General features: G+C 73.8%; 13 protein-coding genes. 6 read left to right on the top strand and 7 right to left on the bottom strand.

Annotation, left to right across the window (positions count from 1 at the left end; all coding sequences use genetic code 11):
- Positions 1 to 47: 47 nt before the first annotated feature.
- From J7W19_RS27200 to J7W19_RS27180, 5 genes are read right to left on the bottom strand one after another with little or no spacing between them, the layout of a single operon-like run.
- On the bottom strand, positions 48 to 944 hold the full coding sequence (locus J7W19_RS27200) for a glycosyltransferase family 2 protein (protein WP_004951774.1): 897 nt from the start codon (positions 942 to 944) through the stop codon (positions 48 to 50).
- Positions 941 to 1720, bottom strand: coding sequence for a CDP-alcohol phosphatidyltransferase family protein (locus tag J7W19_RS27195; protein WP_004951771.1), 780 nt, complete (start codon positions 1718 to 1720; stop codon positions 941 to 943). The genes J7W19_RS27200 and J7W19_RS27195 overlap by 4 nt, the downstream gene beginning before the upstream one ends.
- Entirely contained in the window at positions 1698 to 2759 is a 1062-nt protein-coding gene (locus J7W19_RS27190) for an iron-containing alcohol dehydrogenase family protein (protein WP_004951768.1), read from the bottom strand. The genes J7W19_RS27195 and J7W19_RS27190 overlap by 23 nt, the downstream gene beginning before the upstream one ends.
- Positions 2747 to 3484 (bottom strand): phosphocholine cytidylyltransferase family protein, encoded by a 738-nt coding sequence (locus J7W19_RS27185; RefSeq protein ID WP_004951766.1) that lies wholly within the window; start codon positions 3482 to 3484, stop codon positions 2747 to 2749. Before J7W19_RS27185 ends, J7W19_RS27190 begins: the two co-directional genes overlap by 13 nt.
- Positions 3481 to 5319 carry a DUF5941 domain-containing protein gene (locus J7W19_RS27180; protein WP_040891863.1) on the bottom strand — a complete coding sequence of 613 codons (1839 nt, stop codon included), beginning with the start codon at positions 5317 to 5319 and terminating at the stop codon, positions 3481 to 3483. Before J7W19_RS27180 ends, J7W19_RS27185 begins: the two co-directional genes overlap by 4 nt.
- 262 nt (positions 5320 to 5581) lie before the next feature.
- Between J7W19_RS27180 and galE the strand changes: the two genes are divergently transcribed.
- The 3 genes from galE to idi all read left to right on the top strand — a co-directional run bounded on the left by galE (position 5582) and on the right by idi (position 8379).
- Positions 5582 to 6568, top strand: a complete 987-nt coding sequence (gene galE, locus J7W19_RS27175) for a UDP-glucose 4-epimerase GalE (protein ID WP_004951761.1) — start codon at positions 5582 to 5584, stop codon at positions 6566 to 6568.
- A 154-nt stretch (positions 6569 to 6722) separates the two neighbouring features.
- Positions 6723 to 7664: a cation diffusion facilitator family transporter gene (locus tag J7W19_RS27170; RefSeq protein WP_004951760.1), complete on the top strand. Its 942-nt coding sequence runs from the start codon at positions 6723 to 6725 to the stop codon at positions 7662 to 7664.
- Between the two features lie 103 nt (positions 7665 to 7767).
- Positions 7768 to 8379 carry an isopentenyl-diphosphate Delta-isomerase gene (gene idi, locus J7W19_RS27165; protein ID WP_004951758.1) on the top strand — a complete coding sequence of 204 codons (612 nt, stop codon included), beginning with the start codon at positions 7768 to 7770 and terminating at the stop codon, positions 8377 to 8379.
- Here the strand turns inward: idi and J7W19_RS27160 are convergent.
- Positions 8354 to 8908 carry an ATP-binding protein gene (locus tag J7W19_RS27160; protein ID WP_004951757.1) on the bottom strand — a complete coding sequence of 185 codons (555 nt, stop codon included), beginning with the start codon at positions 8906 to 8908 and terminating at the stop codon, positions 8354 to 8356. The genes idi and J7W19_RS27160 overlap by 26 nt on opposite strands.
- A 264-nt stretch (positions 8909 to 9172) precedes the next feature.
- On the opposite strand from J7W19_RS27160, the gene J7W19_RS27155 reads away from it, so the two are divergent.
- The 3 genes from J7W19_RS27155 (at position 9173) to J7W19_RS27145 (ending at position 13340) form a co-directional block, all read left to right on the top strand.
- On the top strand, positions 9173 to 9955 hold the full coding sequence (locus tag J7W19_RS27155) for an enoyl-CoA hydratase/isomerase family protein (RefSeq protein WP_004951755.1): 783 nt from the start codon (positions 9173 to 9175) through the stop codon (positions 9953 to 9955).
- Positions 9956 to 10032: 77 nt separating this feature from the next.
- Positions 10033 to 10923 (top strand): SCO6745 family protein, encoded by an 891-nt coding sequence (locus J7W19_RS27150; protein ID WP_051072723.1) that lies wholly within the window; start codon positions 10033 to 10035, stop codon positions 10921 to 10923.
- Between the two features lie 77 nt (positions 10924 to 11000).
- Positions 11001 to 13340, top strand: coding sequence for a Tex family protein (locus J7W19_RS27145; protein WP_325176094.1), 2340 nt, complete (start codon positions 11001 to 11003; stop codon positions 13338 to 13340).
- A gap of 201 nt (positions 13341 to 13541) precedes the next feature.
- Here the strand turns inward: J7W19_RS27145 and J7W19_RS27140 are convergent, their stop codons facing one another.
- On the bottom strand, positions 13542 to 14957 hold the full coding sequence (locus J7W19_RS27140) for a M1 family metallopeptidase (RefSeq protein ID WP_004945854.1): 1416 nt from the start codon (positions 14955 to 14957) through the stop codon (positions 13542 to 13544).

Raw genomic sequence — 14957 nt, 5'->3', positions numbered from 1 at the left:
CGGGGACGGTCCCCCGGCAGCGCCCGATGCTCTCAGACAAGAGCTTGTCAGATCACCGGCGGGCGACCCAGCCGGGTCAGGCGCCACACGGTACGCCACTTCATGGGCCGGCGCGGGCCGCACGGCGTCGTCCAGCCCTCCTTGAAGCCGCCGAACCAGGCGCGCAGCGCCGGCATCGAGGGCTTCCTGGCCAGGGTGAGCAGCATCCACACCCCGAGGTAGACCGGGACGAGCAGGGCCGGGAGGTTACGACGGGCCAGCCAGACCCGGTTGCGGGCCACCATGCGGTGGTAGACCGCGTGCCGGCTGGGGGCGGTGGTCGGGTGGTGCAGGACCATGTCCGCCCGGTAGTCGATCATCCAGCCCGCGTCGAGGGCCCGCCAGGCGAGGTCGGTCTCCTCGTGCGCGTAGAAGAACTCGTCCGGCAGGCAGCCCGCGTCGGCGAACACCCGGGTGCGGACGGCGTTGGCGCCGCCCAGGAAGGTGGTCACCCGGGAGGAGCGCATCGGGTCCGAGGCACGCAGCCGGGGGACGTGCCGGCGCTGGGTGACGCCGGTGTCCGGGTCGGCGATCCGGAAGCTGATGATGCCCAGCTTCGGGTCGGCCTCGAACGCCCGGCGGCAGAGCTCGGCGGTGTCCTGGTTGGGCAGCAGGCCGTCGTCGTCCAGGAAGAGGAGGACGTCGACGTCGCGTCCTGCCGGGCCGAACGCCTCGATGCCGACGTTGCGGCCGGCCGGGATGCCCACGTTCTCGGGCAGCTCGACGGTCCGCACGGCCAGCCCGGGGACGTGCAGCTCGGGCAGCGGCGCGCCGTTGCCCACGATGACGACCTCGATCGGATCGCCGTCCTGCTTGGCGACCGACTCCAGCAGCGCGCGCAGCTCGGCGGGGCGGTTGCCCATGGTGAGGACGACCGCGCCGACCTTCAGGCCCCGGGCGCTCATCGCAGCCTGCTGGAGGCGAGGATGGACACGAGGTGCAGCAGCGTCTGGAGCAGGGCGATGCCGGCGAGGACGGCGGTGCCGAGGCGGGTGAAGAACAGGTCGCCCCGGGCCTGGTCCAGGATCGCGAGGAGCACGATCAGCAGCGACGCCTCGATGCCGAGGATCAGCCGGTGGAACTGGAGTGCCGCGGCGGCCTTGCGGGCCAGGGCCATGCCGGAGGAACGCGGCTCGGCCGCGGCCTCCTTGACCGGTGGCATGCCGTTCTGGTGGCGGGCGACGCCGACGAGGTCGGTCTCCGCCTTGATCAGCACGGCGCCGAGCGCGGCCAGGGTGCCGAGGAAGGCCCACAGCCAGTCGGCACCGCCCTTGCCCCAGAGGTCGGCGGCGCGCAGGCCGAGGCCGACGAGGACGGCGGCGTCGCACAGGTAGGCGCCGACCCGGTCCAGGTAGACCCCGGACATCGAGTACTGCTTCTTCCAGCGGGCGATCTCGCCGTCGACGCAGTCCAGCAGCAGGTAGAGCTGGACGGCGACGGCGCCGAGCACGGCGCCAGCGATCCCCGGCACCAGCAGGGCCGGGGCCGCGAGGACGCCCGCGACGGTCATCAGGTAGGTGAGCTGGTTGGGCGTGACACGGGTGTTCACCAGGTGGCGGTCCACCCGCAGCGAGATCTCCCGCATGTACAGGCGGCCGGCCCAGTGCTCACCGCTGCGCCGGTCCTTCACCCCCGCGGGGTGGACGACCGGCCGGAGTTCAGCGACTGACGGTTTCTGCATAGTCGGCGTAGGCGTCCCTGATCTGGTCGGTGGTGAGGGCGAGGTGCTCCAGGATGGTGTACCGCCCGGGCCGGGTCTGCGGAGCGAACTCCACGGCGCGGACGAACTCGTCCTCGGTGAACCCGATGTCGCCGGGGAGCACGGGCAGGTCGTGCCGGCGCAGGGCCTCGACCATCAGCGCGGACTCCTCGCGGGCACCGCGGAGGTGCATGGCGAAGGCGGCGCCGAGGCCGCACTGCTCGCCGTGCGGGGCGGCGCGCTTGGGGTAGAGCAGGTCGAAGGCGTGGTTGATCTCGTGGCAGGCGCCGGAGGCCGGGCGGCTGTCGCCGGCCACGGACATCGAGATGCCGGTGAGCACGAGGCCCTCGGCGAGCACCTGGAGGAACCCGTCGTCGTCGACGTTGCCGGGGTGGCGCAGCACGGCCTCGCCGGCCTGCCGGGCCAGCGCGGCGGCCAGTCCGTCGATGTCCTCGCCGCGCACCCGGTTGGCCAGCTCCCAGTCCGCGACGGCGGAGATGTTGGAGATGGCGTCGCCGATGCCGGAGCGGACGTAGCGGCCGGGGGCCTGGCGGATGACGTCGAGGTCGATGACGACGGCGATCGGGTTGGGCACGCCGTACGAGCCGCGGCCCGCGTCGTTGTCGAGGGTGGCGACCGGCGAGCAGAGACCGTCGTGGGAGAGGTTCGTGGCCACGGCGACCAGCGGCAGGCCGATGCGCGCGGCGGCGAACTTCGCACAGTCGATGATCTTGCCGCCGCCCAGGCCCACGACGGCGTCGTAGTGGCCCGACTTCATGGCGTCGGCCAGCTTGATGGCGTCGTCGAGGGTGCCGCCGCCGACCTCGTACCAGGTGGCGCCGGGCAGCGCCGGGGCGAGCCGCTTGCGCAGCGCCGCCCCGGAGCCGCCGCTGATCGCGACGGCCAGCTTGCCGGAGCTGGAGATCCGCTGGTCCGCGAGGACGCTCGCGAGATCGTCCAGGGCCCCGGCCCGGATGTCGACGACGACCGGCGAGGGGATGAGCCTCGTCAGTACTGGCACGCGATCTCCCGGCCCTTGGCGAGGTCGTCGTGGTTGTCGATCTCGACCCACTTGACGTCGCCGATCGGCGCGGTGTCGATCTTGAAGCCGCGGTTGACCAGCTCCTGGTAGCCGTCCTCGTAGTAGAGGTCGGGGTCCTTCTCGAAGGTGGTCTTGAGGGCGTCGGCGAGCTCGGCGCCGGCCTCGGCCTCGATCAGGGTGACGCCGATGTACTCGCCGGTCGCGGTGGCCGGGTCCATCAGCTTGGTGATGCGCTGGACGCCCTTCTCGGGGTCCACGATGACCTTCATCTCCTCGTCGGCGAGGTTCTTCACCGTGTCGAGGGCGAGGATGATCTTCTGGCCGTTGCCGCGGGCGTCGAGGAGCGTCTTCTCGACGGAGACCGGGTGCACGGTGTCGCCGTTGGCCAGGATCACGCCGCGGCCGAGGACCTCACGGGCGCACCACAGGGAGTAGGCGTTGTTCCACTCCTCGGCCTTGTCGTTGTCGATCAGGGTGAGCTTGAGGCCGTACTTCTCCTCCAGCGCCGCCTGCCGCGCGTACACGGCCTCCTTGCGGTAACCGACGACGATCGCGACCTCGGTCAGACCGACCTCCGCGAAGTTGGCCAGGGTGAGGTCGAGGACGGTGGTGTCGCCATCGACCGGCACCAGGGCCTTGGGGAGGGTGTCGGTGTAGGGGCGCAGACGGCGTCCGGCGCCGGCTGCCAGCACGAGGCCGATCATGCGGGTTCTCCTGTTTCGTCGTGTACTGCGGGCGCCCCGGAGGACACCCAGAAGCGGATGCTCTCGATGAGCACCGCGAGGGCGATGCCGGCCGCGAGGGCCGTCAGCGCGATCGTGAAGCCTTGGCCCTGCCACAGGACGGCGGCGACGGTGACCGCCAGCGCCCGTCCCTCGTGGCCGCCGATCATCCGGACCAGCCAGTGCGGGGGCGCGCCGGTGCCGCCGCGGATGCGGTACACCGTGTCGTAGTGATGGTAGGCGACCGCGGCGACCAGTCCGAACGCCGCGGGAAGCGCTCCGGCGGCGTCCGAGCGGGCGGCCAGGATCAGGATCGCCAGGTATTCGGCGGCCCGGAGGACGGGCGGGAGCAGCCAGTCGAGGGGGCCCTTGAGGGGGTCCTTGGAAGGAGTCGCGACCGCGAGGCCGGCCAAGATCGCGTAGACCGCGGCGCCGGCGACGCCCAGAGGGCTGCCGAAGGGCTTGACCAGCAGCGGGACCAGCAGCGCCGCGGTGGCCACGAGGCCCAGCAGCGGGACGGTCACGGCGCCCTTGACGCGGGTGACGCGGGCGGCGGTCTCGGCGATCGGGCCGGAGTCGGTGAGCTCGTACAGCGCGCGGGCGGCGCGGTCGGTGCGGCGGGCCTTGCGAGTCACTGAGCGCAGGACGCGGCCCGCGGTGGTGTAGCAGGCGGCGAAGGCGCAGCCGATCAGGAGCACGACGAAGACGACGCGCGGGGTGGTGAGCGCCGTGAGGACGGCTATCAGCGCCCAGCGCTCGCCGATCGGCAGGATGATCATGCGGCGGGCCCAGACCGTCCAGCCGACGCTGTCCAGCTTCCCGGAGAGCGCGGCGGTCGGACTGGTGTTCGCCGTGGCGTCGTGATTGGCCTCGTTGAACGCGAAGTCGACGACGTGCCGGCAGGTCTGGAGGACCATCGCGCCGAGCGCCAGCGCCCAGACGTCCTCACCGCCGCGGGCGGCGCCCAGCGCCAGGCCCGCGTAGTAGGCGTACTCCTTGGCCCGGTCGAAGGTGGCGTCGAGCCAGGCGCCGAGCGTGGAGTACTGGAGCGAGTAGCGGGCGAGCTGCCCGTCGGTGCAGTCCAGGACGAACGAGAAGAGCAGCAGCAGGCCGGCGGCGACGAACCCGGGGCGGGTGCCGGTCGCCGCGCAGCCCGCCGCGATCAGCGCCGTCAACAACGAAGCGGTCGTCACCTGATTAGGGGTGAATCCGCGCCGGGCGCACCAGCGGGCGATGTAGCGGGAGTACGGGCTGATGCAGAAGGTGGTGAAGAAGCCGTCACGGGACTTCACCGCGTTCCGCAGCCGGACCGCCTCGTCGTCGGTGGCCGCGACGGCCGCCTGGGCGTGCGCCCGGGCCGGGGCGTCCGGGGGGACGTCGGCGACGAGGACGCCCAGCTCGGGGCGGTGCACGGCGACGCCGTGCGCCTCCAGGCCGGCGGCCAGGGCGTCCGGCAGGACGTCGAGCGGGGAGGCCGGCGCGGCCGGGAAGCCGACGTGGGCGCCCACCCGGTGCCGGCCGTCGGCGAGCGCGACGACGTCCCGCAGCGCGGCCCGCGCCTCGGGCTGCACCGTGAGGGCGCCGTGCACCGCGGCGGCGGGGAAGCGGGGGTCGGTCAGCGCGAGCCGGAGGCTGTGGAGGTGCCCGACGAAGCGGTGGTCGACGAGGGCGAGCCGGGCGTTCGCCGGGGCGGCCGCCAGTGCGGCGGACACCTCCGCGGCGTCGGCCGCCACGCGCACGTCGAAGCCCAGGGACCGCAGGTCGCCCTCCAGGGAGGAGCCGACGGGCGGCAAACCGGTGAGGATGGCGGTCGACAGACGAACTCACTCCTTGGAAGCGTGCCTGGCCGCCTCGGGTCCGCAGGTGTCCGGGCAGCGGTGGTGCCGCGCGGGGGCCCCGGCGTCGGTGGCGAGCGGCACGTCGGCAGAGGCTATCGGATCACTGGAAGCCGCCGTTCACCGCCGGGTGCGGGCCGGGCCTCACGAGGAGGACGTCCGGGGCGCCGCGGTGGTTCCCGGCCCGCCCGGGCCCGGCCCGGCGCGCGGCGGCGGGGCGCCCGGACTGGTCTAGGGTGCCGTCATGACGTGGCTGATCACAGGTGGGGCCGGGTACATCGGGGCCCATGTGGCGCGGGCGATGACGGAGGCCGGCGAGCGGGTGGCCGTCCTGGACGACCTGTCCAGCGGTGACGCGGCGCGGCTGCCCGACGGCGTCCCCCTGGTGCGCGGCTCGGTCCTGGACCGGGAGACCGTGGACCGGGCGCTGAAGGAGCACGGGGTGACCGGTGTGGTGCACCTCGCGGCCAAGAAGCAGGTCGGGGAGTCGGTCGAGCGGCCGCTGCTGTACTACCGGGAGAACGTGCACGGGCTGACCGTGCTGCTGGAGGCCGTCGTCGCGGCCGGCGTGCGGAGCTTCGTCTTCTCCTCCTCCGCGGCCGTCTACGGGATGCCGGACGTCGATCTCGTCACCGAGGCGACGCCGTGCCTGCCGATCAACCCCTACGGGGAGACCAAGCTGGCCGGCGAGTGGCTGGTCCGGGCGGTGGGCGCGGCGCACGGGCTGTCCACCGCCTGCCTGCGCTACTTCAACGTGGCGGGCGCGGCCCGGCCGGAGCTGGCGGACACCGGTGTGTTCAACATCATCCCGATGATGTTCGACCGGATCACCCGGGGCGAGCGCCCGCGGATCTTCGGGGACGACTACGCCACCCCGGACGGCACCTGCGTCCGCGACTACATCCACATCGAGGACCTGGCCACCGCGCACCTGGCCGCGGCCCGCCGGCTGGCGGAGCGCCCGGAGGCGGGCGACCTGACGCTGAACGTGGGCACCGGGCACGGGGTGTCCGTGCGCGAGATGGCCCAGCTGGTCGGGGAGGTCACCGGCCGCCCGGACCTGACGCCCGAGACGGGCCCGCGCCGGCCGGGCGACCCGGCCCGGGTCGTCGCCGCCAACGACCTGATCACCCGGACCCTCGGCTGGAGCCCGCGCCACGACGTGCGGAGCATGGTCGTCTCGGCCTGGGAGGGCTGGCGGCTGCGGCACCCGGACGCGTCCGCCGACTGAACCCGGAACGTCCCTCGATCCGGTGGAATCCTCGCAGGTCAGCGGGGATGACAACGGTGTTCGGTGTCGCGTTGCCCAGGGCCCCCCGCCCGTAGTTCACTGAGGAGCCGGGCGGCACCCGCCGCCGGGGACCGGTACGCGGGAGGCGGCGTTCATGGGTGCAGGGCACGACCACGGCCACGCGCACGGCGGGCCCCCGCCGACCGGCACCGCGGCGGCGGCCTACCGGGGGCGGCTGCGGATCGCCCTGGGCATCACGCTCTCGGTGCTGGTCGCGGAGATCGTCGGCACGGCGCTGACCGGTTCGCTGGCGCTGCTCGCCGACGCCGGCCACATGGCGACGGACGCGGTGGGCGTCGGGATGGCGCTGGTCGCGATCCACTTCGCCAACCGGCCGAGCGGCGGCCGGCGCACCTACGGCTACGCGCGCGCCGAGATCCTGGCGGCGGTGCTGAACTGCCTGCTGCTGCTCGGCGTCGGCGGCTACATCCTCTTAGAGGCGGTCCAGCGGCTGGCCGCGCCGACGGAGGTGCCGGGCGGGACGACAGTGGTGTTCGGCCTGGTGGGCGTGGTCGCCAACCTGATCTCGCTGTCCCTGCTGATGCGCGGGCAGAAGGAGAGCCTGAACGTGCGCGGGGCGTTCCTGGAGGTCCTCTCGGACGCGCTGGGGTCGCTGGCCGTGGTGATCTCCGCCCTGGTGATCATGGCCACGGGCTGGACCCGGGCCGACCCGGTGGCCTCGCTGCTGATCGGGCTGATGATCGTGCCCCGGACGCTGAAGCTGCTGCGCGAGGCGCTGGACGTGCTGCTGGAGGCCGCGCCCCGGGACGTGGACATGGACGAGGTCCGGGCGCACATCACGGCCCTGCCGGGGGTCACCGGCCTGCACGACCTGCACGTCTGGACGATCACCTCGGGGATGCCGGTGCTGTCGGCGCACGTGGTGGTGGACCGGGAGGCGCTGGACTCGGCCGGGCACGAGCGGATGCTGCGGGACCTCCAGGGGTGCCTGGGGCAGCACTTCGCCGTCGAGCACTGCACCTTCCAGCTGGAACCGGGCGGGTACGCGGAGCGCGAGGCGCGGCTCTGCCACTGATCCGCGCTCGCCCGCGCGCTTCCGTTTCCCTCCGGTCCCCGCGTTCCGCGCCGGTCGCCGTGGGGCAGACTTGAGGGCCAAGACCGACACCCGAGGATGGTCAATGCCGATCACATCAGCCGAGGGCCGCTCCGCCGATTCCGCCGCGGCCCCCGCCTCCCCCGAAGCCGCTGAACCGATCATGCTTGAGCTGGTCGACGAGGACGGCAGAACCATCGGGACCGCCGAGAAGGTCTCCGCGCACCTCGCCCCCGGCCGGCTGCACCGCGCCTTCTCGGTCTTCCTCTTCGACGCACAGGGGCGGCTGCTGCTCCAGCGCCGGGCCCTGGGCAAGTACCACTCCCCCGGCGTGTGGTCCAACACCTGCTGCGGGCACCCGTACCCTGGCGAACTGCCGTTCGTGGCGGCGGCCCGGCGTACGGCGGAGGAGCTGGGCCTGGCCCCCGAGTTGCTGCGGGAGGCGGGCACGGTGCGCTACAACCACCCGGACCCGCTGTCGGGGCTGGTGGAGCAGGAGTACAACCACCTCTTCGTCGGCACCGTGCGGGCCACGCCGGAGCCGGATCCGGAGGAGGTGGAGGAGTACGCCTATGTGACCCCCGCCGAGCTGGAGAAGCTGATGTCCGAGGTGACGTTCTCGGCGTGGTTCATGACGGTGCTGGACACGGCGCGGCCGGCCGTCCGCGAGGTCATCGGGGCCGGGGCGGGCTGGTAGGGCCGGCGGCGCGGGGAGGGGCGGGCGCGGCGGTGAGGGGCAGGACGGCCCAGACGACCTTGCCGCCGCCCGCGGTGTGCTCGACGTCGTAGCTGCCGCCGGCCTCGTCCACCACGGCCTGCACCAGCAGCAGCCCCCGGCCGCCGATCCGCTCCTCGTCGGGCACCAGCGGGCGGGGCCGGTAGGGGTGGCCGTCCTCGACGGCCACCCGCACCTCCGCCGGGCCGACGGAGACCTCGACGGTGAGTTCCGGGGAGAGCAGGGCGGCGTGCTGGACGGCGTTGGTGACCAGTTCGGAGACGATCAGCAGCAGGCCGTCCAGCAGGTCGGCGCCGAGCGGCACCTTCTGACGGCGCATCAGGTCGCGGACGCCGTGCCGGGCGCGGGGCACGGAGGTGGGGAGCGCGGGGGCGGTGAACCGCCAGCGGCCCTGCCGCACGGGGCGGCCTGCGGGGCCGGCCGGCTCGCGGGGCGCCGCGGGCGGCGGGGCCTGGCCCGGCTCGGGCGGGACGCTCCCGACGATCTCCATGTCCGATACCAACCCCTCGCCGTGGCTCCACCGCACACGACGAGTGTTGGGAAGACCACAGTCCGCGCGGACAGCTGATCAGAAGTCGCCGCCAATCGACGCTATTTGATCGCGTGCGTATGCCGCAGTCACTCTCGCGACTGTTCCTGGCTGCCCTGATCGTCGTTCGCGGAACGCTCCGGACCAGGTCGCTTCGCCGGTCCCCCGAGCGATCCGCGGCGGACCGCCCCGGCCGTCCGGTTGGCACCGGTTAGCATCCGTCGCATGGAGCCCGCACTGCACCTGGACGTCGCCGGCGGCACGGCGACGATCCGCATCGCCCACCCCGCCAAGCGGAACGCCATGACACCCGCCATGTGGCGGGCGCTCCCCCCGCTGCTGGAGCGCTGCGCCGCGGACCCGGACGTACGGGTCCTGGTGCTCACCGGCGAGGGCGACACCTTCTGCGCGGGCGCCGACATCGCCTCCCTCACCGCGGGCGGCGAGGGCGACCCGCGCGACCTGGCCGTCGCCGCCGAGGAGGCACTGGCCGCCTTCCCCAAACCGACGCTCGCGGCCGTGCGCGGCCACTGCGTCGGCGGCGGCTGCCAGCTCGCCGTCGCCTGCGACCTCCGGTTCGCCGCCGAGGGCGCCCTCTTCGGCGTCACCCCGGCCCGGCTGGGCGTCGTCTACGCGGCCTCGTCCACCCGCCGGCTCACCGGCCTGATCGGCCCGGCCGCCGCCCGCTACCTGCTGTACTCCGCCGAACTCATCGACACCGAACGGGCGCTGCGCACCGGCCTGGTGGACGAGGTGTGGGCGCCGGACGAACTGGACGCCCGGGTCACCGGGTTCGCCCGGCTGCTCGCCTCGCGCTCCCAGCTCACCCAGGCCGCGGCCAAGGAGTTCACCCGTCCCGAGCCGGTACCGGCGGAGCGCGTCGCCCACTGGGCGCAACTCGGGCACGCGAGCGCCGACCTGGCGGAGGGGGTGACGGCGTTCCTGGAGCGCAGGGAGCCCCGGTTCACCTGGAGCGTGCCGGTTCCGGCGGCGCCGGGCCGGGAGTGACGGGACGTCACGCCCAGCCCGCGGCCCCGGACCTCCCTGTCTTCCGTGCGGGCCGGTCCGCCACCTACCGTGCGGACATGACCATTCCTTCCTCTCTTCTTTCCGCCGGCCGCCGTTGTCAGCGTGTCCTCGAAGGCATACACGTCTTCACGTACTTCACTCCCGAGACCGCCCGGGAGTTCGCCGCGTTCGGGGTGGAGGACGGCCACGCCCGGTACTTCGCCGAGCGGGCCGGCGCCATGGGACGGGTCGGCGCGGGTGCGGTGACGGCGGCGTTCCACGTGTTCAAGCACGAGCTGGTGGCCCGTCATGTCCCCGTGGCGTGGGAGCGGGTGACGCCGGAGGAGGCGGTGACCGCGCGGCTGCGGGCCTGCGACGCGGCCCTGCGCCGGATATTCGGGGACGAGGCCGTCGCCTCGCCGGAGATCGCCGAGGCCGCGGAGCTCGCGCTGCGCGCGGCGGAGGCGGGCGAGCGCGCGTCGCGGCCGCTGTACGCCGCCCAGGCGGACCAGCCCGTCCCCGACGCCCCGCACTTGGCCCTGTGGCACGCGGCGACCATGCTCCGCGAGCACCGCGGCGGCGGTCACCTGGCGGCGCTGGCCGGCGCCGGGCTGGACCCCGTCGAGGCGCTGGTCAGCCATGCGGCCGGGCGGGAGGGCAGTGCACTGTCCCGGCGGCTGCTGCGCACCCGCGGGTGGAGCGCGGAGGAGCTGGAGGGGGGCGCGCGGCGGCTGCGCGAGCGCGGACTGTTCACCGCCGACGGGACGCTCACCCCGGCGGGCGCGGCGCTGCGCCGGGACGTGGAGGAGGCCACCGACCGGCTGGACGCCGGGCCGTGGGAGCACCTGGGCCCGGAGGGGACAGAGCGGCTGACGGAGCTGGCCGAGGGCCTGGCCGCCCGGATCGCCGCCGCCGGAGGGTCCCCCACGGGCGCCCCGCGCGCGACGGGCGGCTCCGCCGAGAGCTGAGCCGGGGGCGGCGCGGCCCGCGTTGTCCGAGGCACCTGCCACAATGCGAAGCGCAGTCCGAGATGAGAAAGCGGAGCGTGATCGTGACGGCAACCGGTACGTCGGTCGAAGGCAGGATCGCCGAGGAGCTCGGCGTACAGGAGCGGCAGGTGAAGGCGGCCGTCGACTTGCTCGACGGCGGGGCGACCGTGCCGTTCGTCGCCCGCTACCGCAAGGAGGCGACCGGCGCGCTGGACGACGCCCAGCTGCGCACCCTGGAGGAGCGGCTGCGCTACCTGCGGGAGCTGGAGGAGCGGCGGACCGCCGTCCTGGAGTCGGTGCGCTCGCAGGGCAAGCTGGACGCCGCGCTGGAGGCGCGGATCCGCGAGGCCGACTCCAAGGCCCGGCTGGAGGACATCTACCTGCCGTTCAAGCCCAAGCGGCGGACGAAGGCCCAGATCGCGCGCGAGGCGGGGCTCGAACCGCTGGCCGAGGGGCTGTTGTCCGACCCGGGCGTCGAGCCGCTCGCCGCTGCCGCCGCCTTCGTCGACGCGGACAAGGGCGTCGCCGACCCGGCCGCCGCGCTGGAGGGCGCCCGGGCGATCCTCACCGAGCGGTTCGCGGAGGACGCGGACCTGATCGGCGAGCTGCGCGAGCGGATGTGGACGCGGGGCCGGCTGGTCGCCAAGGTGCGGTCGGGGAAGGAGGAGGCGGGCGCCAAGTTCGCCGACTACTTCGACTTCGCCGAGCCGTTCACCGAGCTGCCCTCGCACCGGGTGCTCGCCATGCTGCGCGGCGAGAAGGAAGAGGTGCTCGACCTCGTCCTGGAGCCGGAGCCGGCCGGTGAGGCGGCGGCGGGCCCGAGCGCGTACGAGCAGGCCGTCGCCCGCCGGTTCGGCGTGGCCGACCGGGGGCGGCCGGGCGACAAGTGGCTGGCGGACACGGTCCGCTGGGCCTGGCGCACCCGCATCCTCGTCCACCTCGGCATCGACCTGAGGCTGCGGCTGCGCCAGGCCGCCGAGGACGAGGCGGTCCGCGTCTTCGCCGCCAACCTGCGCGATCTGCTGCTCGCCGCCCCGGCCGGCACCCGCGCCACGATGGGCCTCGACCCGGGCTTCCGTACGGGCGTGAAGGTCGCCGTCGTCGACGCCACCGGCAAGGTCGCGGCCACGGAGACCATCTACCCGCACGTCCCGCAGAACAAGTGGGACGCCTCCCTGGCCACCCTCGCCCGGCTCGCCAAGGAGCACGGGGTGGAGCTCGTCGCCATCGGCAACGGCACGGCCTCCCGGGAGACGGACCGGCTGGCCGCCGACCTGATCGGCCGTCACCCGGAGCTGGGCCTCACCAAGGTGATGGTCTCCGAGGCGGGCGCCTCGGTGTACTCCGCCTCCGCGTTCGCCTCGCAGGAGCTGCCCGGCCTGGACGTGTCGCTGCGCGGCGCCGTGTCCATCGCGCGGCGGCTCCAGGACCCGCTGGCCGAGCTCGTCAAGATCGACCCCAAGTCGATCGGCGTCGGCCAGTACCAGCACGACCTGTCCGAGGTGAAGCTGTCGCGCTCGCTCGACGCGGTCGTCGAGGACTGCGTCAACGGCGTCGGCGTCGACGTCAACACGGCGTCCGCGCCGCTGCTCTCCCGGGTCTCCGGCATCAGCTCCGGCCTGGCCGACAACATCGTCGCCCACCGTGACGCGAACGGTCCGTTCCGCTCCCGCAAGGCGCTCAAGGACGTGGCCCGGCTCGGCCCCAAGGCGTACGAGCAGTGCGCCGGCTTCCTCCGCATCCGCGGGGGCGACGACCCGCTGGACGGGTCCAGCGTGCATCCCGAGGCGTACCCGGTGGTGCGGGCGATGGCGAAGCGGACGGGGAGCGAGGTCGCCGCACTCATCGGTAACACCGGCGTGCTGCGGTCGTTGCGGCCCGAGGAGTTCGTGGACGACTCCTTCGGTCTGCCGACCGTGACCGACATCCTGCGCGAGCTGGAGAAGCCGGGGCGGGATCCGCGGCCCGCCTTCCGTACGGCTTCGTTCAAGGACGGGGTCGAGAAGATCGGGGATCTGGCGCCGGGGATGATCCTGGAGGGCGTCGTCACGAACGTCGCCGCTTTCGGGGCGTTCGTGGACGTCGGGGTTCACCAGGACGGGCTGGTGCATGTGTCCGCGATGTCGAGGACCTTTGTGAAGGATCCGCGGGATGTGGTCAAGCCCGGGGACATCGTGCGGGTGAAGGTGCTGGAAGTCGACATTCCGCGGAAGCGGATCTCGTTGACGCTGCGGCTGGACGACGAGGCGTCGGCTTCACCGCGGCGGGAGCCGCGGGAGAACCGGCGTGGGGGGACGCCCCGGCCGCGGCGTGAGGCTTCCGCGCCTGCGGCTGGCGGAGCGATGGCCGATGCGCTGCGGCGCGCGGGGCTCGTGCGGCCGGAGGGCCGCAGGTAGAAGCCCCAGTCCCGCCCTTTCACCGTTTCTTGCGGGGGCGGCGCCCCCGCACCCCCGAGCGCACCTGCGGCGCGCGTCCTCAAACGCCGGACGGGCTGAATCAGCCCGTCCGGCGTTTGAGGACAACCGCGCGGAGCGCGGTTTTGGGGTCTGGGGGCTCGCCCCCAGGAAACGGTGAAAGGGCGGGACCGGGGCACCCCCCTACCGCCGGAACTCCGGCACCCGCTTCTCGTACAGCCACGGCGCCAAGACGTCCTCCACATCCCGCGCCACGACCCGCCTCGCGTGCGTGAGGAATCCGGGCGTGTCCGCGCTGCCGCCCCGTCGCGTCTCGTGCCAGGTGCGCAGGACGCGGAAGAAGGGGTCGTCGCCGACGGCCAGGCGGAGGGCGTGCAGGGCGCACGCCCCCCGGACGTACACCCGGTCGTCGAACAGGTGCCGCCGCCCGGGGTCCGCGATGCGCAGGTTCTGGCGGCGGGCGGTGAGGTCCGTGCGGGAGCGGCGGGCGAGGGTGTCGGCGTCGTCCTCGCCCAGGTGTTCGGACCAGAGCCACTCCGCGTAGGTGGCGAAGCCCTCGTTGAGCCAGATGTGCTGCCAGTCGGCGAGGCTGACGCTGTTGCCGAACCACTGGTGGGCCGTCTCGTGGGCGACCAGCGTCTCCCAGCCGCGCCGGCCGTCCATGTGGTTGCGGCCGAAGACGGAGAGGGTCTGGTTCTCGACGGGCGCGGACAGTTCGGCGTCGACGACGGTGACGCCGTAGGACTCGAACGGGTAGGGGCCGAAGAGGTCCGTGTAGAGCCGGAGGATGCGGCCCTGGCGGGCGAGGTCGTGGCGGACGCGGTCGACCGCCCCGGCGGGGCAGGCGACGTGCACGGGGACGGGGGCCCCGGAGATGTCCTCCTCGGTCCAGGTCTCGCGGTGGAAGCGGCCGGTGTAGAGGGCGGCGAGGTAGCAGGCCATCGGGCCGGGGTGGTGGTAGGTCCAGCGGGCGCTGCCGTCCGCCTCCCGGTGGTCGACCAGGGAGCCGTTGGCGAGCGCGTCGTAGCCGGCCGGGACGGTCACCTCGAAGGTGTAGGCGGCCTTGTCGTCGGGGCGGTCGTTGCAGGGGAACCAGGACGGCGCCCCCACCGGCTGGGAGGCGACGAGCGTGCCGTCGTGCTCGTCGCCGGTGCGGTCCCAGCCGATCGGGCCGTACGGCGAGTGGACGGGCCGGGGACGTCCGCCGTAGCGGACGTCCAGGGTGAAGGGGCGGCCCGGTTCCAGCGTGCGGTCGGCGGTGATCCGCAGCTTGCCGTCGCGGTGCCGGAAGGGGACCGGGCGGTCGTCGAGGAGGACCTCGTCGACCGTGAGCTTCGCCAGGTCGAGTTCGACGGAGTCGATCGCGCCGTTGGCCGTCGCCTCGATCCGTGCGCGGCCGTCGAGCCGGTGGCCGCGCGGGTCGTAGTCCAGCTCCAGGTGGTAGGCGAGGGTGTGGTGGCCGTACGAGCCGTGCCGGGGGAAGTAGTGCTCCTCGCGGGCGGGCCGGCGGCGGGAGCCGCCGCCCACCGCGGCGGCGGTCACCGGGATGGCCAGCGCGGCGAGGAGGACGCGGCGGCTGCAGGTGTGTCGTGCCCCCAT

The organism is Streptomyces mobaraensis NBRC 13819 = DSM 40847 (assembly GCF_017916255.1).
Taxonomy (GTDB): domain Bacteria; phylum Actinomycetota; class Actinomycetes; order Streptomycetales; family Streptomycetaceae; genus Streptomyces; species Streptomyces mobaraensis.
This window is presented reverse-complemented; position numbering and strand designations above follow the sequence as displayed.

Excerpts from the sequence above, each read along its gene's own strand:
- J7W19_RS27170 (WP_004951760.1), top strand. The coding sequence starts at position 6,723 with ATGGGTGCAGGGCACGACCACGGCCACGCGCACGGCGGGCCCCCGCCG.
- J7W19_RS27200 (WP_004951774.1), bottom strand. The coding sequence starts at position 944 with ATGAGCGCCCGGGGCCTGAAGGTCGGCGCGGTCGTCCTCACCATGGGC.
- J7W19_RS27160 (WP_004951757.1), bottom strand. The coding sequence starts at position 8,908 with ATGGAGATCGTCGGGAGCGTCCCGCCCGAGCCGGGCCAGGCCCCGCCG.
- J7W19_RS27155 (WP_004951755.1), top strand. The coding sequence starts at position 9,173 with ATGGAGCCCGCACTGCACCTGGACGTCGCCGGCGGCACGGCGACGATC.
- J7W19_RS27140 (WP_004945854.1), bottom strand. The coding sequence starts at position 14,957 with ATGGGGGCACGACACACCTGCAGCCGCCGCGTCCTCCTCGCCGCGCTG.
- J7W19_RS27195 (WP_004951771.1), bottom strand. The coding sequence starts at position 1,720 with ATGCAGAAACCGTCAGTCGCTGAACTCCGGCCGGTCGTCCACCCCGCG.
- galE (WP_004951761.1), top strand. The coding sequence starts at position 5,582 with ATGACGTGGCTGATCACAGGTGGGGCCGGGTACATCGGGGCCCATGTG.
- idi (WP_004951758.1), top strand. The coding sequence starts at position 7,768 with ATGCCGATCACATCAGCCGAGGGCCGCTCCGCCGATTCCGCCGCGGCC.
- J7W19_RS27150 (WP_051072723.1), top strand. The coding sequence starts at position 10,033 with ATGACCATTCCTTCCTCTCTTCTTTCCGCCGGCCGCCGTTGTCAGCGT.
- J7W19_RS27185 (WP_004951766.1), bottom strand. The coding sequence starts at position 3,484 with ATGATCGGCCTCGTGCTGGCAGCCGGCGCCGGACGCCGTCTGCGCCCC.